The sequence below is a fragment of the Rhodococcus sp. NPDC003348 genome, assembly GCF_053589375.1.
On sequence record NZ_JBSFRT010000034.1, the window covers coordinates 39,937 to 59,742 of the forward strand.

The window sequence follows — 19,806 nt, forward strand, 5'->3', positions numbered from 1 at the left end:
GTCGCGTCGAACTCGCGGTCACCGCCTCTCCGACGTTCACCGGTGCGTGGGCGGCGAGAAGGTGCACCGGTGCGTGGGCGGCGAGAAGGTGCACCGGGAGCGACCGTGCGACGATGGACCGATGAGCGCCGAAAGGTTTGACGCCATTGTCCTCGCCGGCGGGTCCGGCACCCGGATGGGCGGCGTGGACAAGCCCGCGATCGAGGTCGGTGGCCGCAGCATGCTGGCCACCGCGCTCGCGGCCGTCGAGGACGCAGAGGTCACCGTCGTCGTCGGTCCGCCTCGCACCGAACTCGATTCGGCCGTCGTCCAGGTCCAGGAATCTCCACGCGGCGCGGGACCGGTGGCGGCCCTCGCCGCCGGACTGCGTGAGGTCGGGAACAGCCCGATCGTCGTGGTGCTGGCCGCCGACCTTCCGGCACTGACCGCGGAGGCGGTCGACCGTCTGTGTGAGGCCGTCGACACCTCGAGCGCCGACGCCGCCTTCGCAGTGGACGAATCCGGCCGCGTGCAATTCCTTCTCGGGGTGTGGCGGACAGCCGCGCTGACCGCGCGGCTCGCCGCACTCGACGGGCTGCCCAACCAGCCGATGAAGTCGCTCGTACCCGACAACGTGACGACAGTGGCAATGACGGACATCTCCGACTGCGACACCGAAGCCGATCTCCTCGCCGCACGCGCGCGGGCCGCCGACGCACCGGTGTCGATCGCCGATGCCCGCGAGGCCGTCCGCCGCCGGATCGAGACACTGCCCGCACTCGAACTGCCGCCGCTGGACGCGATCGGGGGCGTCCTCGCGCAACCACTGATCGCCGCCGACGCGCTGCCCCGGGTCGACGTGTCGGCGATGGACGGGTACGCGGTGTCCGGGCCCGGACCGTGGCGTCTCGACGACGCCGTGCGCTACGCGGGCTCCTCGGACGAGGTGGTCCTCGACCCCGGGCACGCGGTGCGGATCGCCACCGGTGCGCACCTGCCGACCGGCGCCACCGCCGTGATCCGTGACGAGCACGTCGATCTCGACGGACAGACACTCTCGCGCGCCGCCGACGCCCCCGACCGGGACGACACCCGGCGCCGCGGTGAGGACTGGGCACCCGGAACGTCACTGGCCGTGGGCGGTACCCCCGTCACCGCCGCGCTCGCCTCGCTCGCCCGTAGCGCGGAGGTCACCGAACTGCTGGTTCGGGGTCCGGTGCGCGCGCATGTCGTCGTCACCGGTGACGAGATCCGCCGCGACGGACCACTGCGCGACGGGCAGACCCGCGACTCCCTCGGACCCGTTCTGCCCCATTATCTTTCGTGGTGCGGACTGCACACTGCCACCGACACCCACCTCCGGGACACCGTCGGCGGTTTCGACGAACTGCTCGCCGCGGGGTCGACCGACACCGATGTCATCGTCATCGTCGGCGCCACCGGCGGTGGCGCCGCAGACCACCTGCGCCGGGCACTGGACCGGTCGGGCGCCCGGACGGTGGTGAGCCGGGTGCGGTGCCGGCCCGGGGGCTCACAGATCGTCGCGTCGCTGCCGGACGACCGGGTCGTTCTCGGACTACCCGGCAACCCCTTCGCCGCGGTGGCGACGGTCCTGCTCACCGCGCCGGCCGTGACCGCCGCCCTGACCGGAGCTCCGCGGCCGGTGCCGGTCACCGGGGTGATCGCCAACGGCGCAGAACTCGCGCCCGCCGGAAGTCGCGGGGACACCCCCCGGATCGTGCCGGTCACCCGGCGGCCCGACGGCAGCTGGCGCGGCGTCAATCAGGTGCGCACCGCACACCTGGGGGCGCTCGTCGGGGCCGAGGCCCTCGCGGTCATCGAACCGGCAACACCCGACGGAGGAGTCGTGGAACTGCTTCCGTTGCCACGCTGACGGTGGAACGCGGCTGCGCCGCAGCGGCTTCGACGGCCGAGACTCCCGCCCGGTAGCGCGCCACCAGCAGGCGCACCAACGCCGGGTGCACGCCGAGCGGTTCGGCGACCCCGTCCGCACCGGCCTCCCCGAGCCTGGTGTGGAACAGCCCGTGCGCCAACAGGTACGACGCGACGAACACCCGACGCCCCGACGCCTCGCGCACCCGGCGGACCACGTCGGGGACCCGCGGTTGCGCGGTTGCGGCATAGCCGATCTCGACCCGGTCACCGGTCAGCTCGGCGAGCATCGCCGCCGCCCGCTGCACGTCCGCGAGCGCGCGGGGATCCGACGAGCCGGCCGCGGCGAGCACCACCGCGTCGCCGCGTCGCCACCCGGCCTCGCGGAGCCGCTCGCGCAACACCAGCGCCAGCACCGGGTCCGGTCCGAGCGCCGGGGTGACGTGGGCGGCCGGGTGCCCCGACTCGGCGACCTCGCGCGGGACATCGCTGTGCACGTGGTACCCGGACGCCAGGAAGGCGGGCACCACGACGGCGGGCCCACCCAGATCACGCAGCACCTCCGCCGGAGACGGGCCAAGCACGTCGACGAACGCAACCCGGGTGATGCCGACCGATGCCGAGACCTCCTCCGCGAGCGCCGCGACCAGGTCGACGCCACGGGTCGAGCGGGTGCCGTGAGCGACGAGCACCAGCGCCGGCCGGCACCGGTCGCGCCGGCTCACGACCGCTTCCCGTCGTCGTCGCCGCAGTCGGCGGGATCGATCGCGAGCCGGTAGCCGCGTTTCACGACGGTCTGCACGATCTTCGGCGCCCCGAGGCAGGACCGCAGCCGCGCGATCGCCGTCTCCACGGCATGGGTGTCGCCCCCGCCGCCGGGCAGCACCGCAAGGAGTTCCTCACGGGAGACGACCCGACCGGGGCGCCGCGCGAGCGTGCGCATCAGCGCCATCGCGGCGGGCGCGAGCTGACGTACCTCGCCGTCCACGACGACGCACCCGCCGCGCACACTCAACTCGTGCCCGGCGGCGTTCACCTTCATCGCACGACGGGGCAGTTCCTCGGCGATGTGCCGGGCCAGGGAGCCGAGCCTGGCCCGCCCCGGCATCGTGGTGCGCACGCCGAGTGCCTCGAGCGGAGCGGCGGTCACCGGACCGACACACACCGCGATCACCCGACCTCCGAACGCGGCCAACAGCGGGTCGACGAGACCGATCTCCTTGGCGCGCATCAACATCGCCGCGACTGCGGGTGCACTGGTGAAGCTGACCGCATCCAGACCGCCACCGACGGTCAGCTCGATCAACCGATCCATCGCGCTCTGGTCGTCCGGCGGGGTCCACCGGTAGACGGGGACGGGGACGACCTCGGCGCCGGCCAGTCGGAGCACCTCGCAGAAGTCGGGCAGCGGCTCCCACTCCGTTGTGGCACCGTGCAGCTGCACGGCGATCCGCTTGCCCTCCACCCCCTCACCGAGCAGGTGGTCGAGCACCTCTGCCGAGGACTCCGACGCCGGCGACCATTCCTCGCGCAGGTCAGCGGCGCGGATGGCGCCCTTGGCCTTGGGGCCGCGGGCGAGAATCCTGGACCGGCCGAGCGCCTGTCCCAGGTCCTCGGCCAGACCCCAGCCGTCGGCCGCCTCCATCCATCCGCGGAAACCGATCCCAGTGGTCGCCACCGTGATCTCCGCGGGCCGCTCGATCAACTCCCTGCTCACCCGTTCCAGCTCGGCGTCGTCGACGAGCGGGATGATGCGGATCGCCGCGGCCTGTACGACCGTTGCGCCCCGCCGGGTGAGCAGGGTGGTGAACTCTTCGGAACGCCGGGCCGCGGTCACCCCGATCGTGAACCCCTTCAGCGGGTCACCGCCGGGGGTCCGGAGCGGTTCGCCACCGGAAACACCGAGCGGCTCGCCGCGGGAAGCCTGTGCCTGTGCCATCGCCGTCGTCACGCGGTGCCCACACCGGCCTGCAGCGGGCTGTGCACCTGCACGACACCGCCCCAGACCCGCACGTCGTAGACGGGCAGCCGCATCTCTCCGTCGTCGAGGCAGCGGCCGTCGACGAGCGAGAAAACCTGTTTGAGCAGCGGTGACGCGACCGTCGGTTCCCCGGCCCGGTCCCCCACCAGCCCGCGGGACATCACCGCGGCGCGGCCGAACGGGTCGATGTTGCCGACCGCGCGCAGCGTGCCGTCGTCGAGCAGGAACAGCGCCACCTGCTCGCCTCCGCGAAGCAGCACCGCCACGCCCAGCCCCGGGATGAGGCGGCTCAGCGGGCACGCCGAGGTCCATTCGAGTCGTCCGTCGGCGACGCTGTCGCGCCCCGATCCGGTGACGGTCTGCGCATGTGAATCGATAACGGTCATCGGCCGTCCTCCCTGTAACAGCAGGTCTTCATTTCTACGGAGCTGGTGTTACCCCGGCGTTAAGGCACGATTCCCTCGCGGTAAGCAGCGGGCGGGGCTGCGGCTACCGGGGCATCGCGGGCAGACCCATCAGCACCGGGACCTTGCGGACTCCGGATTCGTCGAACGCGACCGTCGGGTCGGCTTCCTCGGGCGCGTTGACGAAGGAGACGAACCGCGACAGCTTCTCCGGGTCGTCGAGTACGCCCGCCCACTCGTCCCGGTAGCCGTCGACGTGCTTGGCCATCGCCGCCTCCAGCTCCTCGGCGATGCCGAGGCTGTCCTCGCAGACCACCTCCCTGAGGTGGTCCAGTCCACCGTCCATCGCCTCCACCCACGGCGCGGTGCGCTGCAACCGGTCCGCGGTGCGGATGTAGAACATCAGGTACCGGTCGATGTACTTGACCAGTGTCTCGTCGTCGAGGCCACCGGCGAGCAGCTGCGCGTGCTTGGGCGACTGGCCACCGTTGCCGCCGACGTAGAGGTTCCAGCCGTTCTCGGTGGCGATGACGCCGACGTCCTTGCCCCGGGCCTCCGCGCACTCGCGGGCGCAGCCGGAGACACCGAACTTGATCTTGTGCGGCGACCGCAGGCCGCGGTACCGGTTCTCCAGGTTCACCGCCATCCCCACCGAGTCCTGCACGCCGTACCGGCACCAGGTGGAGCCGACGCAGCTCTTCACGGTGCGCAACGACTTGCCGTACGCCTGACCGGATTCCATGCCCGCGTCGACCAGCCGCTTCCAGATCGCCGGCAGCTGCTCGACCCGGGCGCCGAACAGGTCGATCCGCTGGCCGCCGGTGACCTTGGTGTACAGCCCGAAGTCGCGGGCCACCTCGCCGATCACGATCAGTTGCTCCGGGGTGCACTCCCCACCGGGCATCCGCGGCACCACCGAGTAGGTGCCGTTCTTCTGGATGTTGGCAAGGAAGTGGTCATTGGTGTCCTGGAGGCCCGCCTGCTGGCGGTGCAGGATGTGATCCGAGTCCGTGGAGGCGAGGATCGACGCCACCACCGGCTTGCAGATGTCGCAGCCGGATCCCTTTCCGTACTTGGTGATCAGCGCGGAGAAGGTGCGGGTGCCGGTGGCCTGCACGATCTCGAACAGTTCCGCCCGCGACTGTTCGAAGTGCTCGCACAGCGCCTTGCTCATCACCACACCCGACGACGCGAGCAGCTGCTTGATCGTCGGCAGGCAGCCACCGCAGGTGGTGCCGGCGTTGGTGCAGGACTTGACCGCGGCGATGTCGCAGGCGCCTTCGGCGATGGCACCGCAGATCGAGCCCTTGGTAACGCCGTTGCACGAGCAGACCTCGGCGTCGTCGGGCAGCGCCCCGGCGCCCGGCTTCTCGCCTGCCGGCGAGATCAGCGCGGCCGGGTCACCCGGCAGCTCACGACCGACCAATGGCCGCAACGAGGCGTAGGCCGACGCGTCTCCGACGAGAACGCCGCCGAGCAGTGTCTTCGCGTCGTCGGAGACCACGAGCTTGGCATAGGTGCCCTTCGCCGCATCGGAGAGCACCACCTCGAGTGCACCGGCGGTCCGGGCGTGCGCGTCGCCGAAACTCGCGACGTCGACTCCCATCAGCTTCAGCTTGGTCGACAGGTCGGCGCCCGGGAATTCCGCTGCACCGCCGAGCATCCGGTCCGCCACGACCTCGGCGGTGGTGTAGCCGGGAGCGACCAGGCCGTAACAGGTGCCCTCGACGGCCGCGCACTCGCCGACCGCGTAGATCGACTCGTCGGAGGTGCGGCAGCCGAGGTCGGTGAGGATGCCGCCGCGCTCCCCGACATCGAGGCCGGCGTCCCGCGCGAGCTGGTCCCGCGGGCGGACGCCGGCGGAGAACACGAGCAGCGCCGCGTCGATGACCGACCCGTCGGAGAGCTCAACGCTCAGGCCCGCCGGCCCCTCGGTGATCGCCGCGGTACCGACACCGGTGTGCACGGCCACCCCGAGGCTCTCGACAAGTCGGGCCAGCAGCGCGCCGCCGCCCTCGTCGACCTGCAACGGCATCAGCCGCGGCGCGAACTCCACCACGTGCGGGGTCATCCCCATGAGCCGCAACGCGTTCGCGGCCTCGAGACCGAGCAGGCCGCCGCCGACCACGACACCGACCGCACCGGGACCGGCCGCCTCGGCGCGGGCGCGGATGCCGTCCAGGTCGTCCAGGGTGCGGTACACGAAGCACTCGGGCCGGTCGTGCCCGGGGACCGGCGGCACGAACGCGTACGAGCCGGTGGCCATCACCAGGGCGTCGTAGGCCAGGGTGTCGCCTGCCGAGGTGGTGATCGTGCGGGCCGCGCGGTCGATGGTGTCGGCGCGGACGCCGGTCCGCAGGTCGACCAGGTCGTCGCCGGCGTAGTCGTTGCCTGCGAGTGCGAGTTCCTTGGGGTCCCAGGTTCCGACGTACGAGGACAGGCCGACCCGGTCGTAGGCGGGTAGCGCTTCCTCGCACAGGACGGTGACGTTCCACTGCCCCGCCTCGTCGCGCGCCCGCAACGCCTCCACGAACCGGTGTCCGACCATTCCGTGGCCAACCACGACGACGGACCGAGCACTCGTAACAGACCTGGCACTCGCAACAGACTGGGGGCTCATGCCGCACCTTCTTCCTCGATCGATCCTGTGACGCTGTCTTCGGTGTCCTGCGGGTCCGAGTTGCGCAGCCATTCGCAGATGCCCTGCACCGCCGAGCTGCAGCCGCCGCAGCCGGTGGTCGCGCGGGTCGCGGTGGCCATCGCGGCGACCGTCCGCGCGCCCTGCTTCCACGAGCCGGTCAGCTGTGCCTTGGTGACCGAGTTGCATCGGCAGATCACCGCGGATCCGGGCATGCCTGCGGGGCTGGCGATCTCGCCGCCCGTGCCGGAGCCGCGGCCGATCAGCAGCGACATCCGGTCCGCCGGGACCGGCAGCCGGGCGTCGAACAACTGGGTCAGTGTGCCCACGACGTCCGGGTTGCCCAGCAGTACCGCTCCGACGACTCGGTCGTCGCGGACGACGAGCTTCGCGTACCGGCCGCGGGTGGGGTCGGCGACGGTGAGCACCTCGCTGTGCGCGGAGTGCAGGTCGGCGTCGATCTCCCCCATCGACGCCAGGTCGATGTCGTGGGCCTTGAGCCGGGTGACGTTCGCGGTGCCGTCGTAGCGGGCCGCGGCGTCCTTGCCCGCCAGGCGCTCCGCGACGACCCCGGCCTGTTCCCATCCCGGTTGCACGAGGCCGTAGACCTCGCCGCGGTGCTGCGCGCACTCGCCGATCGCGGAGACGTGCGGCACGCTGGTGCGCAGGTGGTCGTCGACCACGATCGCCTGATCGACGTGGATCCCGGCGCCCCGGGCCAACTCGACCTCGGGCCGGATCCCTGCGGAGAGCACCAGCAGCTCGGCGGGCAGCCGGGTGCCGTCGTCGAGGACCACCGCGTCGACGTCGCGGGCAACGGCCCGCCTGCCGAGGACCACGGTCATGCCGAGCTCGGTGAGTACCCGCACCAGCACGGCGCCTGCCCCTGCATCGAGCTGGCGTTCCATCGGAAAGTCCTTGGGGTGCACCACGGTCACGTCCATGCCGCGCAGCAGGAGCCCGCGCGCGGCCTCGAGGCCGAGCAGCCCGGCGCCGAGCACGACGGCCTTCCCGCCGCTCTCGGCGGCGGCGGCGATCTGCTCGCAGTCGCCGATGGTGCGGAACGCCGCCACACCGTCGGCGAGGGTTCCGTCCGGGAGCACCGCACCCTCGATCGGCGGCAGGAAGGATCGGCTGCCGGTCGCGAGAATCAGCTCGTCGTAGCCGAGCTCGCGGCCGTCGTCGCACCCGACGGTGCGGGTCTCGGTGTCGACGCCGGTGACGTGGACGCCCGAGCGCACCTCGATGCCCTGCCGGTCCCACCAGCCGTCCGGCTTGAGCCGCGTGTCGCGGGCGGTGATCGATCCGGCGAGCACGTTCGACAGCAGGATCCGGTTGTAGGCGGGGTGCGGCTCGCCGCCGATCACCACGATCTCCAGCCGGGCATGCTCGGGGTCTCGTCGCCGCAGCTCCTCGGCGACACGGGAACCGGCCATCCCGTTGCCCACCACCACGATTCGCTTCCGGTCCGTACTCATGCCACCGCCTCCTTTTCGGCTGCCGGCTCGAGCGTCACCGCGCACGCCTTGAACTCCGGCATCCGGCTGGTCGGGTCCAGCGCCGGGTTGGTCAGCAGGTTCGCCCGCTCGTCGCCCGCGAAGTGGAACGGCAGGAACACCGTGTCCAGGCGCATCCCGTCGTCGCAGCGGACCGTCGCGAGCACCCTGCCGCGGCGGCTGCGCACCGCCGCCATCCGACCGTCGACCAGGCCCATCCGGGTGGCGGTGTCCGGGTGCATCTGCACGAACATCGGGCCCGCGGCGGCCGAGAGTTCGGCGATCCGGCGGGTCTGCGCACCGGACTGGTAATGCGCGAGCACCCGGCCGGTGGTTGCCACGAGCGGGTAGTCGGGGTCGACGGACTCGGCGGGTCCGTCGTGTTCGACGGCCACGAACCGGGCCCGGCCGTCGTCGGTGGCGAAGCGGTCCAGGAACACTCGCGGTGTGCCGGGGTGGGCGCCGTCCTCGTCGGTGCCTGCCGGGCACGGCCAGTACAGTGCCTCGTCGGCGTCCAGCCGTTCGTAGCTGACACCGGAGTAGTCGGCGATGCCGCCGGCGGACGCGGCGCGCAGCTCCTCGAACACGACTCCGGGGTCGGTGGGGAATCGCCCCTCGGGCTGGCCGAGGCGGCGCGCCAGCTCCGCCCACACCTCGAGTTCCGAACGTGCTCCGGCGGGGGCGGGAACGGCGGCTCGGCGACGCAGGACCCGGCCCTCGAGGCTGGTCATGGTGCCCTCCTCCTCCGCCCACTGCAGCACCGGGAGCACCACATCCGCCATCGCCGCGGTCTCGGAGAGCAGGAAGTCGCTCACCACCAACAGATCCAGCGCAGCGAGCCGGTCGGTGACGTGCCCGGCGCGCGGCGCGGACACGGCGAGGTTGGCGCCGTGCACCATCAGCGCCCGCGGACCCTCGGGCGTGCCGAGCGAGTCCAGCAGTTCGTACGCGCTGCGGCCGGGACCGGGCAGCGAGTCGGGGTCCACGCCCCACACCCCGGCGACGTGGGCGCGCGCGGCGGGGTCGGTGATCTTGCGGTAGCCGGGCAGTTGGTCCGCCTTCTGGCCGTGTTCGCGGCCGCCCTGCCCGTTGCCCTGCCCGGTGATCGGGCCGTACCCGCTGCCGCGCCGGCCGGGCAGCCCCAACGCGAGCGCCAGGTTGATCACCGCGGAAACGGTGTCCGTGCCGGTCGCGTGCTGCTCGGCCCCGCGGGCGGTGAGGATGTACGAGCCCGAGTCGGATTGCCTTGCCCGCCAGAGAATCTCGACCGTCCTGCGCAGCAGCGCGACGGACACCCCGGTGACCCGCTCGGTCCGCTCCGGCCACCACTGCGCGGCCGCGAGCCAGGCGTCGTCGAAACCCTCCGTGCGCTCGGCGATGTAGCCGCGGTCGATCCGGCCGTCGAGAACGGCGATGTGCAGCAGACCCAACGCGAGGGGCAGATCGGTGCCGGGCCGCAACTGCAGGTGGATGCCCCCGCCGGCGAGCGCCCGCTCCACGGTCGCGGTCCGTCGCGGATCCGCGACGATCAGGCCGCCGGCCTCGGCGGCCGCCGCGAGATGTCCGAGGAAGGGCGGCATCGTCTCCGCGACATTCCCCCCGAGCACCAGGATGGCGCGAGCGGAGGTGAGATCGCGCACCGGGAACGGCAGGCCGCGGTCGAGGCCGAACGCCTTGCCCGCCGCCGCGGCCGCGGAAGACATGCAGAACCGCCCGTTGTAGTCGATGTTCGAGGTACCGAGTGCGACACGAGCGAACTTGCCCAGGAGATAGGCCTTTTCGTTGGTCAGCCCCCCGCCGCCGAAGATCGCGACCGCATCCCTGCCCGCGGCGGCCTGCGCGGCGGCGAAGCCGTCGGCGACGACGTCGAGCGCATGCTCCCACGTGGTGGGCCGCAGCCGACCACCCCGCCGCATCAGCGGGGCGGTCAGCCGATTCGGGTTGCGCAGCAGTTCCGCGCTGGTCCAGCCCTTCTGGCACAGCCCACCCCGGTTGGTGGGAAAGCTGCGGCCGGTGACGGCCGCCGTGGCTCCGGGAGTCGCGGAGGCAGAATCACGCGAGATCGTCATCGCGCACTGCAGCCCGCAGTAGGGACAGTGGGTGGGGGTGGAGACCAGCATGTGCGAACCGCCTCAGTCTGTGACCAGTGCCGGGGACTTGGCGTCGGCGGCGTGCGTGCGCTCGGACGGGCGCCGCATGAACACCGCCCAGGTGACGACCATGCAGGCCACGTAGAAGGCGAGGAACACCCAGAACGCCATGGTCGCCGACTTGGCGTCGCTGTTGTAGGACGCGCGGAGCACCAGGTTGATGCCCACACCGCCGAGACCGCCGATGGCGCCGGCGAAGCCGATCAGCGCGCCGGACATGTTCCGCGACCAGGTCGCCTTCTGCTCGGCGTCCAGGTGGTCGAGCCCCTGGGCCTTGGCCTCGAAGATCGACGGAATGATCTTGTAGACGGACCCGTTGCCGAGGCCGGAGAGCAGGAACAGGGCGATGAAGCCGAGCACCAGGGTCACCAGGACACCGGTGCCGGCGGCGCCGGCGGTCCGATCGTCGAGCGTGCTCGCAGTGACCAGGAGTCCGGCGGCCAGGGTCATCGCGGCGAACGTGTACAGGGTGATCTTGCCGCCGCCGATGCGGTCGGCGAGCTTGCCGCCGTACGGGCGCGCGATCGAGCCGAGCAGCGGGCCGATGAACGCGATCTGCGCGGTGTGCAGTGCGGCCTGCGCCGGGCTGTCGCCGCCCGCGAGGAAGTTGATCTGCATGACCTGGCCGAACGCGAAGCTGTATCCGATGAACGAGCCGAAGGTGCCGATGTAGAGGAAGGCGATGACCCACGAGTCACCGAATCGCAGCGTCTGCCCCATCGCCCGGAGGTCGGCCTTCTGGTTGCCCAGGTTGTCCATGAACAGTGCGGCACCGACCGCCGCGACACCGCACAGGGCGAGGTAGATCGCACAGACGATCCACGCCTCGGTGTTGCCGACCGTCGCGATCACCAGCAGGCCGATGAGCTGGACCACAGGCACACCGATGTTGCCGCCGCCGGCGTTGAGCCCGAGCGCCCAGCCCTTCAGTCGCTGCGGGTAGAACGCGTTGATGTTGGTCATCGAGGAGGCGAAGTTGCCGCCGCCGACGCCGGCGAGCGCGGCCACCAGCAGGAACGTCGTGTACGAGAAGCCGGGATTGAGCATCAGGTACAGCGTCGCGAGCAGCGGCACCATCAGCACCAGCGCGCTGAAGACCGTCCAGTTACGGCCACCGAACCGCGCGGTTGCGACGGTGTACGGGATGCGCAGGACCGCCCCGACCAGTGTCGGCACCGCGACGAGGAAGAACTTGCCCGCCGCGTCGATGCCGTAGACGTCGGTCGGCATGAACAGCACCATCACCGACCAGATCGACCAGACCGAGAACCCGACGTGTTCGGCGACCACCGACCAGATCAGGTTGCGCTTGGCGACGTCCTTGCCGCCGGCCTCCCATGCCTCGACGTCCTCCGCGTCCCAGTACGCGATGTGGTGCTTGGGCGTCGACGCGGGCGCGTCGACGCCGACGGTCATTGCCGTGGCGTCGTCCGAACGTGTGGTCACCGGGCCTCCTCGTTGGATTGGATGACCCAGAAACTACGAGCGCGATGTTGCCCCGGTGCTGCCGTCGGTGACCCCGCAATGAACTTGCTCTCACCCCACGTTCAGGCCCGGTGTGAGAACATTTGCGCAGGTGAACGGCGTGTTACGCGGTGTGATCCACGCCTCGGCCCGCATCGGGGGCCCAGCTGTCCTCGAGGAACCGCGGCTTGCACGCCACGTACCCGGCGACCATGACCACCCCGACCGCGACCAGGAGCAGGGCGAACGGCCACGTCCAGCCGCCGGTGAGGTCGTGCAGGACACCGAACATCAGCGGTCCGATGCAGGCCACCGTGTAACCGAGACCCTGCGTGAATCCGGACAGGGCGGCGGAACCGGCGCCGGTGCGGGTGCGCAGGTTGATCAGCGTCAACGACATCGGGAACGTGCTCGGACCGAGGCCGACGGCCACGATCCACAGCAGCGGCGCGGTCATCGGCGCCCACAGCAGTCCGGCGAACCCGATCAGGTAGGCGACCCCACAGGCGAGCACCACCGGGTACGGGTTGGCGATGCGAATGCACAGCGACGGGGCCCCGACCGCGGCGATGAACCCGACCGCGCTGAACAGGGCAACCATGGATCCGCCGAATCCGGCACTCGCGCCGGCCTCGGCGAGGATCTTCGGGATCCAGGTGAACATCGAGTAGGTGATCAGCGACGTCATGCCGAACATCCCGGCCATGCCCCACGCCACCGGCGAACGCCACACCTGTCCCCGCGGCTCCTCGTCCGCGGCGGAAGGCCCCGCGGTGACGTCCCGGGCATCCCGGCCGCGGCGGGAGGCGACCACCGAGATCCAGGGCAGCGCGGCGGCGACCGGAAGCAGGGTCCACACGCCGAGCGAGACCCGCCAGTCGAACGCGTCGGCGAGCGGGACCGCGACCGCGGCCGGCACCATGGTGCCGATCTGCACGCACACGATGTAGACGGTGCTCACCGCCCCGAGCCGGTCGGAGAAGTACCGCTTGACCAGCGGCGGGATCACGACATTGCCGATACCCATGCCGCCGAGCGCGAGCGCGGAGAACACCAGCAACCCGGCCGTCCCGGACATCACCGCGCGGGTTCCCAGTCCGACGGCGGTCATCACCATCGCCGTCAACGCGACCCGTTCGAGCCCGAACCGCACGGTCAGGCGCGGGGTGAGCAGGCCGAACACCGCGAACATCGCGGTCGGCAGCATGCCGAAGACACCGATGACCGTGGAGTCGAAGCCGATCTCGGCCCCGATCTCGTCGAGCAGCGGGGTCAGCGAGGTGACCGCGATACGCAGGGTGAGGGCGGAGAGCACGATCGCGACGAGAACGGTGAGCCGTCCGGCGACCAGGGATCGCGTCGACAGCCCCTGCGTCGACGGTTCCGAGTCGGACCGTCTCGTGTCCTGCACCGCCACCACTCACCTCACATGTAGTCGAACTCACGCGGAATCCAGAAATCATAGGATGACTGGATGAATCCGGGCAAACGACTAAACTCGGCGCCGTCCCACCCGCCCGGAGAAAAGGCCACCGTGCAACCCGTTCGCCGTACCAGTCTGATCGCGCAGGTCACAGAGCAACTCCGCGCCGAGATCACATCCGGGCGCTGGCCCGTCGGCAGCCGGATCCCCACCGAACCCGAGCTCGCCGAGTTGACCGGAACCGGCCGCAACACCATTCGCGAGGCGGTTCAGGCCCTCGCGCACGCCGGCATGCTCGAGCGACGACAGGGATCCGGCACCTACGTGATCGCGACCAGCGACCTCGGCTGCACACTCGGCAAGTACTTCGCGTCGGCCCACGAGAGGGACGTGCTCGAGCTGCGCCAGGCCCTCGACGTCACCGCCGCCGCACTCGCCGCCCGCCGCCGCGACGAGGGCGACGTCGAGAACCTCCAGGCGCTGCTGGAGAAGCGAAACCTCCTCTGGCGCAGCACCGAACCGATGACCCCGGACGACCGGCGGGCCGCGGTCACCGCCGACGTCGCACTGCACCGGGCGATCGTCGCGGCCAGCCACAACGAGGTCTACCTCGAGTTCTACGACTCCCTTCTCCCCACGATCGAGCAGATCGTCACCGGGCACCCCGTCGACGCGGCGAACTCGTTCGAGTCCGAGCACGGCGAACTGGTGCAGTCCGTGATCGACGGCGACCCCGAGCGCGCCGCGACCGCGGCGAGCCGCTTCCTCACCGATCTGATCGAGCTGCGCCGACCCCCCGAACCGGCCTGACACTTCCTACGATGAGGCGGCGCCGTCCATCCACCACGCACCGCTCGCCCGCATCGCGCCGGCGACGTTGTACCGGATCATCAGGTTGCGCGTCGAGGTGTTCGTCCACGAGCAGGGCATCGTCTCCGAGCCCGAACTCGACGGCCGCGACCTCGAGCCGAGCACCACGCTGTACTGGACGGAGGAGGACGGCGAGATTCTCGCGACCCTGCGGGTTCTGACCGACGGTCCCGTCGCCCACCTCGGCCGGGTCGCGACCGCCGCGACCGCGCGCGGACGCGGTCTCGCGGGCGAGCTGATCGAGGCGGCGCTGGCCACCTGCCGGGGCGTGGTCGAGATCTCCGCGCAGGCGTACCTCGAATCCTGGTACGGCCGTTTCGGGTTCGTCCGTACCGGCCCGGGCCACATCGAGGCCGGCATCGACCACGTGCCGATGCGGCGCGTCCCGCCCGGCGCGGGCGGGAATCAACTCAACCGCACAGATAGTTGAAGGTTGCATGAACACCAGCGATCCCGTGCTTCAGCAGTTCCGCCTCGGCAGTCCGTGGCAGGCCGTGGACCCCTTCCTGTTCGTCGCGTACCACCACGACGCCTACCCGGAGGGCACCGCCGACCTCGCACCGGACGCCTCCCTCGCGGGACGTCCGCTCGGCCAGGACTTCGGCCACCCGTCGGGCTGGAACATGTACCACGGGCGGCACATCCCCGGCTTCCCCCAGCATCCGCATCGCGGCTTCGAGACCGTCACATACGTGCGGCAGGGCACCGTCGACCACGCCGACTCCCTCGGCGCCACCGCACGCTACGGCGACGGCGACACCCAGTGGCTGACCACCGGCAGCGGCGTCTCGCACTCGGAGATGTTCCCGCTCCTGAAGCGGGACCGGCCCAACCCCCTCGAACTGTTCCAGATCTGGCTGAACCTGCCTGCCGCGTCTAAGACCGCCGACCCGCACTTCTCGATGTTCTGGGGCGAGCAGACCCCGCGCGTGGTGCGGACCGACGATGCCGGTCGGGCCACCGAGGTGACCGTGATCGCCGGAAGCCTCGACGAGGTCGACCCGCTCGCGCCTCCGCCCGAGTCGTGGGCGTCGAACACCGACTCCGACCTGGCGATCTGGCATCTCGACCTGGCGCCCGGCGCACGTTTCGAGCTCCCCGCCGCATCGGGACCCGAGACCCACCGGGTGCTGTACGTCTACGAGGGCTCCGCGGTGCGGATCGGCGACACTCACGTGGACAGCGGATCAGGGGCACTCGTTGACGCCGCCGCACCGGTGACCCTCACCGCGGGTGACGGCGGCATCAAGATCCTGCTGCTGCAGGGCCGGCCGATCGGCGAACCCGTAGCCCAGCACGGTCCGTTCGTGATGAACGACGCCACCGGACTGCAGCAGGCGTTCGAGGACTACCGCCGCACCGGGTTCGGCGGCTGGCCGTGGCCGGCGGACGACCCGGTCCACCCCGCCGACGCAGGCCGCTTCGCCCGGCACCCGGGTGGCCACGTCGACACCCCCTGACCTCGGCCGTCGCAGCGCAGCGGCCCCGACACCGGATCGGCGTGGGGGCCGCTGCATCAGGGCGGGAGGGCGTCAGGCCCAGGCGATCACGTCGTCGTGGTCCAGCCGCGGCAACCGGTCGAACCAGGGGTCGACGCCCGGGTGGCCGATGTTGACCACGAGAATCGACTTGAACCGGCCGTCGGCGAAGAACTCCGCGTCGACACCGGAGGCGTCGAATCCGGCCATCGGTCCGGCCGCGAGACCCTGGGCGCGGACGGCGAGGATGAAGTACGCGGCCTGCATCGCGGAGTTGAAACGACCCGCGCCGGTGCGTGCGGCCTCGTCGGCGGCGTAGTAGTCCTTCATCTCCGGCCGGAACGGCAGCAGGGCCGGAATGTGCTCGTGGAACTCGGTGTCCACGGCGAGCACGGCGACCGCGGGCGCCGACTCCGTCTTGGCGCGGTTGCCCTCCGCCATGTGCGGCAGCAGGCGAGCCTTGCCCTCCTCGGTGCGGACGTACACGACACGCAGGGGCTGGGTGTTCGCGGCAGTCGGCGCCCAGCGGGCGAGCTCCCAGATCCCGGCGAGCTCCTCGTCGGTCACGGGAGCCGAGGAGAAGGTGTTCGCGGTGCGGGCCTGCGTGAACAGCAGCGCACGGCCCGCGTCGTCGAGGCGATCGGCAACCTGGTCCGCGGCGCCTTCGATGAGATCGGTCATGAGACTTTCAACTCCGATGCTTCTAGGAAAAAACTAGTACCTAGTCGAAAGGTAGCAGCTCGTGGGCTTCGGCAACACGGGAAGGTTCCCGAAATACCGGGCAGCACCGAGCCGGCACACACCCACACGGTATGCACCGTCCGGATATGCTTTGCTACAACAGATTTCGCAGTCGGACCACTAAAGCGCAGCCAGGACGTCCGCACGCTTGACCTTGCCGGTGGCGTTGCGCGGCAGTTCGTCGGTCCGGAAGATCCACCTGGTGGGGATCTTGTATCGCGCAATCCGCTCGGACATGTACCCGATCAGGTCCTCTTCCGTCACCTCCGCGTCCGGCGACCGGACCACCACGGCACAGACCTCCTCGCCGTAGTCGTGATGCTCGGTACCCAGAACGATGCACTCACGCACCCGCGGATGCTCCGCGAGCACGTCCTCGACCTCGGCCGGGTAGACGTTCTCACCGCCACGAAGAATCAGATCGGAACGGCGACTGCTGATCCGGAGGTATTCGTCCTCCATGATGCCCAGGTCGCCGGTGCGCATCCAGCCGGTGTCGTCGATCGCCGCCGCGGTCGCGTCCGGGTTGTTCCAGTAACCGAGCATGACGAGCGGACCCCGCACGTGGATCTCGCCCTCGACACCGTCCGGGACTCGGCCACCGTGCTCGCCCCGAACCTCGACGCACATCGTGGGCACGGCGGTGCCGACGGTGCCCGGACGCTCCACCAGGTCTGCGGCCGTCGCCAGGGTCGCCGCCGAGGACGACTCGGTAAGGCCGTAGGACGTTCCGAGGGATTGTCCCGCCGCGGGCAGCATCTCCCGAAGTCTGTCCTTCAGCATGGCGGAAGACGGCGCGGAACTGATCGAGATCGTCTGGAGCGACGAGAGATCGTACGCGGAGAGATCCCCGTGCTCGACGAGCCGGCTCACCATGGTGGGGACGGCGCCCCAGTTGGTGAGACGCTCACGCTCGACCAGTCGCAGGACCCGGTCGATGTCGAACCGACCGGTGGTGATCACCGCGGTGTCGCCGAAGGCGAGGCGGGGGACGGCGAGGTTGTGCAGGGCGGCGATGTGGAAGAGCGGTGTCGCGAGCAGAAATCGCCGGCTGGCCGGAACTCGGCCCAGTTCGGCGGCGAGCGAATCGTTGAACCGGTGGAAGTCCACCGCGGCCACCATGTTCCGCTGCGAGTGCGTGGCGCCCTTGGGCCGACCGGTCGTACCGCTGGTGAAGAGGATGACCGCTGGATCGTCCTCGTTCACCTCGAGTGCAGGCAACTCGGCGCCCGGACAGGCCGCCGACAGCGCCGGGATGTCGTCCTCGACCGACAGAACCGGGATGTTCACCGCACCGAGCAGCTTCCGGCGAGGAGCGTCCGCGACGACAAGGCTCGGCTCGGAAAGCTGCACCCCGTACGAGATCTCGCGGGCCGACCACAGGGAGTTCAATCCCACCGTGACGGCACCGAGCGCGGTCGCGGCCCAGAAAGTCGTGATCCATTCGGCATTGTTGGCGGACAGGATCGCAATGCGATCGCCCTTCGCGAGGGCGTATCGGGAACGCAACTCGTGAGCGAGCGACGCGACCCGGTCGAGGTGCTCGGCGAAGGTCAGCCGGAGGTCGTCGCACACCAGGTACTCGGCATCACCGTAGCGGGCGGAATCGACGAGCAATCGATGCAGGGACCGGCACCTGTTGCGAAACACCGGCATCGTGGCGCCACGCACCTGCTCCTCGACGATCTCGAAGGCGGCACCCGGCGCGGTGAGTCGCGCGATGGCTTCCGTACGCGCATCCGACGCGCGACGAAGGTCGGACATCTCTACACCTTTCGGAAGAGGGTCGATCCGGTCACACGCGCTCGATGATCGCGCCGGTCGCCATGGCACCACCCGCACAGACCGCGACGAGGGCACGTTCGGCGTCGCGACGCTCGAGTTCGTCGACCACCGCCGCGATCAGCCGCACACCCGACGACCCGACCGGGTGGCCGAGTGCGATGGCGCCACCGCCCACGTTCAGCCGGTCCTCGTCCACGCCGTGTACGCGGGCCATCGACATCGGGACGGCCGCGAACGCCTCGTTGACCTCGAAGAGGTCGATGTCCCCGACGGACAGGCCGGTTCGCTCGAGCAGGTACTCGGTCGCCTGGACCGGGCCGTCGAGGAGGAAGTGCGTCTCGGCGCCGATGAGGCACTGCGCGACAATTCTGGCCCGCGGTCGCAGACAGAGTTCGCGCGCACGTGCCTCGTCCATGAGCACCGCGGCGGCGGCGCCGTCGGAGATCTGGGAGGAGGTACCCGCGGTGTGCAGGCCCCCGTCGAGGACGGGCTTCAGGCGCGCGAGCGCCTCCATCGACGTCTCCCGCAGGCCCTGGTCGCGGGACACCACGGTGGGCGCCGCCCCGTCCGCCCCTGGCGCTTTCACCGGAATGATCTGGCGATCGAACCGGCCGTCGTCCCACGCTGTTGCCGCGCGCTGCTGGGACCTGAGCCCGAACGCGTCGAGGTCCTCGCGCGTGAATCCCCTGCGGCGCGCGATCCGATCGGCGCCCTCGAACTGGGCCGGGATGTCCACGGTCCAGCCCGCGGGCTTGGGGCTGCCGAAATCGCCGCTGATGTTGGACAGCAGAGGCACCCGGGACATCGCCTCGACACCGCATGCCATTCCCACATCGATGACGCCGGCGGCGATCTGGGCGGCGATCAGGTGCACGGACTGCTGTCCGGAGCCGCACTGGGCGTCGATGGTCGTCACGCCCGTCCGCTCCGGCAGGCCCGCGTGCAGCCATGCGTTGCGACTGACGTTCGACGCCTGCTCCCCCGCCTGGGTGACGCAGCCGCCGATCACCTGCTCGACGACCGCCGGGTCGAGGTTCAACCGCTCGAGCAGACCCGACTGGACGGCACCGAGCAGTTCGGCTGCGTGCAGGCCGGACAGCCAACCGCCGCGTCGGCCGATCGGCGACCTAGCCGCATCCACGATCACCGGTTTGCCCATTGCAGTCCTCCTCGAGCGTCGCGAGCACAACTAGAACGTGATTCTTGATACACAGGAATATTGCACGAATCACCTTCCGGTCTCACTGGATGGAAGAAGGAGCCATCAGAATTTTGTTCTTGTTTCCACCGGTGGCCGCACGCACGTGCGATCGGTTGAGATCCCGGATGTCGCGCACACCGAGCAGGGTCATGCCGCGCTCGATCTCCGACCGCAGGATCGTCAGGACGTGGTCGACGCCGCGGTCACCGGCAACCGCCATCCCGGACAACACCGGCCTGTCGACGGCGTCAAGCTTGCCGACGACTTCGTCGACCTTCTCTTCAACGGCTGGGTCACATCCGA

16 protein-coding genes are annotated in these 19,806 nt (G+C 70.5%); 4 read left to right on the forward strand and 12 right to left on the reverse strand.

What is annotated here, in order from left to right:
- Nucleotides 1-121 precede the first annotated feature (121 nt).
- Nucleotides 122-1,873 carry an NTP transferase domain-containing protein gene (locus tag ACWDU4_RS20675; RefSeq protein WP_450115791.1) on the forward strand — a complete coding sequence of 584 codons (1,752 nt, stop codon included), beginning with the start codon at nt 122-124 and terminating at the stop codon, nt 1,871-1,873.
- Here ACWDU4_RS20675 and ACWDU4_RS20680 read toward each other — a convergent pair.
- The 8 genes from ACWDU4_RS20680 to ACWDU4_RS20715 all read right to left on the reverse strand — a co-directional run bounded on the left by ACWDU4_RS20680 (nt 1,815) and on the right by ACWDU4_RS20715 (nt 13,416).
- Entirely contained in the window at nt 1,815-2,597 is a 783-nt protein-coding gene (locus tag ACWDU4_RS20680) for a sirohydrochlorin chelatase (protein ID WP_450115792.1), read from the reverse strand. The genes ACWDU4_RS20675 and ACWDU4_RS20680 overlap by 59 nt on opposite strands.
- Nucleotides 2,594-3,811 (reverse strand): uroporphyrinogen-III synthase, encoded by a 1,218-nt coding sequence (locus ACWDU4_RS20685; protein WP_450115793.1) that lies wholly within the window; start codon nt 3,809-3,811, stop codon nt 2,594-2,596. Before ACWDU4_RS20685 ends, ACWDU4_RS20680 begins: the two co-directional genes overlap by 4 nt.
- Nucleotides 3,812-3,819: 8 nt before the next feature.
- A complete protein-coding gene (nirD, locus tag ACWDU4_RS20690) occupies nt 3,820-4,239 on the reverse strand; it encodes a nitrite reductase small subunit NirD (protein WP_450115794.1) in 420 nt (139 codons plus the stop codon).
- A 103-nt stretch (nt 4,240-4,342) separates the two neighbouring features.
- A complete protein-coding gene (gene nirB, locus ACWDU4_RS20695; RefSeq protein WP_450115795.1) occupies nt 4,343-6,877 on the reverse strand; it encodes a nitrite reductase large subunit NirB in 2,535 nt (844 codons plus the stop codon).
- Complete coding sequence (locus tag ACWDU4_RS20700) at nt 6,874-8,373, reverse strand: NAD(P)/FAD-dependent oxidoreductase (RefSeq protein ID WP_450115796.1); 1,500 nt, start codon at nt 8,371-8,373, stop codon at nt 6,874-6,876. The genes nirB and ACWDU4_RS20700 overlap by 4 nt, the downstream gene beginning before the upstream one ends.
- Nucleotides 8,370-10,511, reverse strand: a complete 2,142-nt coding sequence (locus ACWDU4_RS20705; protein WP_450115797.1) for a molybdopterin oxidoreductase family protein — start codon at nt 10,509-10,511, stop codon at nt 8,370-8,372. Before ACWDU4_RS20705 ends, ACWDU4_RS20700 begins: the two co-directional genes overlap by 4 nt.
- Nucleotides 10,512-10,523: 12 nt before the next feature.
- Nucleotides 10,524-11,957 carry an MFS transporter gene (locus tag ACWDU4_RS20710; RefSeq protein ID WP_450115813.1) on the reverse strand — a complete coding sequence of 478 codons (1,434 nt, stop codon included), beginning with the start codon at nt 11,955-11,957 and terminating at the stop codon, nt 10,524-10,526.
- A gap of 172 nt (nt 11,958-12,129) precedes the next feature.
- Complete coding sequence (locus tag ACWDU4_RS20715; RefSeq protein WP_450115814.1) at nt 12,130-13,416, reverse strand: CynX/NimT family MFS transporter; 1,287 nt, start codon at nt 13,414-13,416, stop codon at nt 12,130-12,132.
- Between the two features lie 123 nt (nt 13,417-13,539).
- Here ACWDU4_RS20715 and ACWDU4_RS20720 point away from each other — a divergent pair, with 123 nt between their 5' ends.
- The 3 genes from ACWDU4_RS20720 to ACWDU4_RS20730 are packed head-to-tail and all read left to right on the forward strand — an operon-like array spanning nt 13,540 to nt 15,758.
- The gene (locus ACWDU4_RS20720; protein WP_450115798.1) at nt 13,540-14,238 is read left to right on the forward strand and encodes a FadR/GntR family transcriptional regulator; all 699 of its coding nucleotides are present in this window, start codon (nt 13,540-13,542) and stop codon (nt 14,236-14,238) included.
- Between the two features lie 28 nt (nt 14,239-14,266).
- The gene (locus ACWDU4_RS20725) at nt 14,267-14,728 is read left to right on the forward strand and encodes a GNAT family N-acetyltransferase (RefSeq protein WP_450115815.1); all 462 of its coding nucleotides are present in this window, start codon (nt 14,267-14,269) and stop codon (nt 14,726-14,728) included.
- A gap of 7 nt (nt 14,729-14,735) precedes the next feature.
- The gene (locus ACWDU4_RS20730) at nt 14,736-15,758 is read left to right on the forward strand and encodes a pirin family protein (RefSeq protein WP_450115799.1); all 1,023 of its coding nucleotides are present in this window, start codon (nt 14,736-14,738) and stop codon (nt 15,756-15,758) included.
- A 72-nt stretch (nt 15,759-15,830) separates the two neighbouring features.
- Here ACWDU4_RS20730 and ACWDU4_RS20735 read toward each other — a convergent pair whose 3' ends face one another.
- The 4 genes from ACWDU4_RS20735 to ACWDU4_RS20750 all read right to left on the reverse strand — a co-directional run bounded on the left by ACWDU4_RS20735 (nt 15,831) and on the right by ACWDU4_RS20750 (nt 19,723).
- Complete coding sequence (locus ACWDU4_RS20735) at nt 15,831-16,457, reverse strand: malonic semialdehyde reductase (RefSeq protein WP_450115800.1); 627 nt, start codon at nt 16,455-16,457, stop codon at nt 15,831-15,833.
- 180 nt (nt 16,458-16,637) lie between these two features.
- Nucleotides 16,638-18,281 carry a class I adenylate-forming enzyme family protein gene (locus ACWDU4_RS20740; protein WP_450115801.1) on the reverse strand — a complete coding sequence of 548 codons (1,644 nt, stop codon included), beginning with the start codon at nt 18,279-18,281 and terminating at the stop codon, nt 16,638-16,640.
- A 31-nt stretch (nt 18,282-18,312) separates the two neighbouring features.
- Entirely contained in the window at nt 18,313-19,461 is a 1,149-nt protein-coding gene (locus ACWDU4_RS20745; RefSeq protein WP_450115802.1) for a steroid 3-ketoacyl-CoA thiolase, read from the reverse strand.
- Between the two features lie 82 nt (nt 19,462-19,543).
- Nucleotides 19,544-19,723 (reverse strand): alpha-hydroxy-acid oxidizing protein, encoded by a 180-nt coding sequence (locus ACWDU4_RS20750; RefSeq protein ID WP_450115816.1) that lies wholly within the window; start codon nt 19,721-19,723, stop codon nt 19,544-19,546.
- Between the last annotated feature and the right edge of the window lie 83 nt (nt 19,724-19,806).

Bases quoted from the DNA above. Each gene is read 5' to 3' on its own strand.
- ACWDU4_RS20705 (WP_450115797.1), bottom strand. From the start codon at position 10,511: ATGCTGGTCTCCACCCCCACCCACTGTCCCTACTGCGGGCTGCAGTGC.
- ACWDU4_RS20685 (WP_450115793.1), bottom strand. From the start codon at position 3,811: ATGGCACAGGCACAGGCTTCCCGCGGCGAGCCGCTCGGTGTTTCCGGT.
- nirB (WP_450115795.1), bottom strand. From the start codon at position 6,877: ATGAGCCCCCAGTCTGTTGCGAGTGCCAGGTCTGTTACGAGTGCTCGG.
- ACWDU4_RS20710 (WP_450115813.1), bottom strand. From the start codon at position 11,957: ATGACCGTCGGCGTCGACGCGCCCGCGTCGACGCCCAAGCACCACATC.
- ACWDU4_RS20745 (WP_450115802.1), bottom strand. From the start codon at position 19,461: ATGGGCAAACCGGTGATCGTGGATGCGGCTAGGTCGCCGATCGGCCGA.
- nirD (WP_450115794.1), bottom strand. From the start codon at position 4,239: ATGACCGTTATCGATTCACATGCGCAGACCGTCACCGGATCGGGGCGC.
- ACWDU4_RS20740 (WP_450115801.1), bottom strand. From the start codon at position 18,281: ATGTCCGACCTTCGTCGCGCGTCGGATGCGCGTACGGAAGCCATCGCG.
- ACWDU4_RS20750 (WP_450115816.1), bottom strand. From the start codon at position 19,723: ATGGCGGTTGCCGGTGACCGCGGCGTCGACCACGTCCTGACGATCCTG.
- ACWDU4_RS20735 (WP_450115800.1), bottom strand. From the start codon at position 16,457: ATGACCGATCTCATCGAAGGCGCCGCGGACCAGGTTGCCGATCGCCTC.
- ACWDU4_RS20730 (WP_450115799.1), top strand. From the start codon at position 14,736: ATGAACACCAGCGATCCCGTGCTTCAGCAGTTCCGCCTCGGCAGTCCG.
- ACWDU4_RS20675 (WP_450115791.1), top strand. From the start codon at position 122: ATGAGCGCCGAAAGGTTTGACGCCATTGTCCTCGCCGGCGGGTCCGGC.
- ACWDU4_RS20700 (WP_450115796.1), bottom strand. From the start codon at position 8,373: ATGAGTACGGACCGGAAGCGAATCGTGGTGGTGGGCAACGGGATGGCC.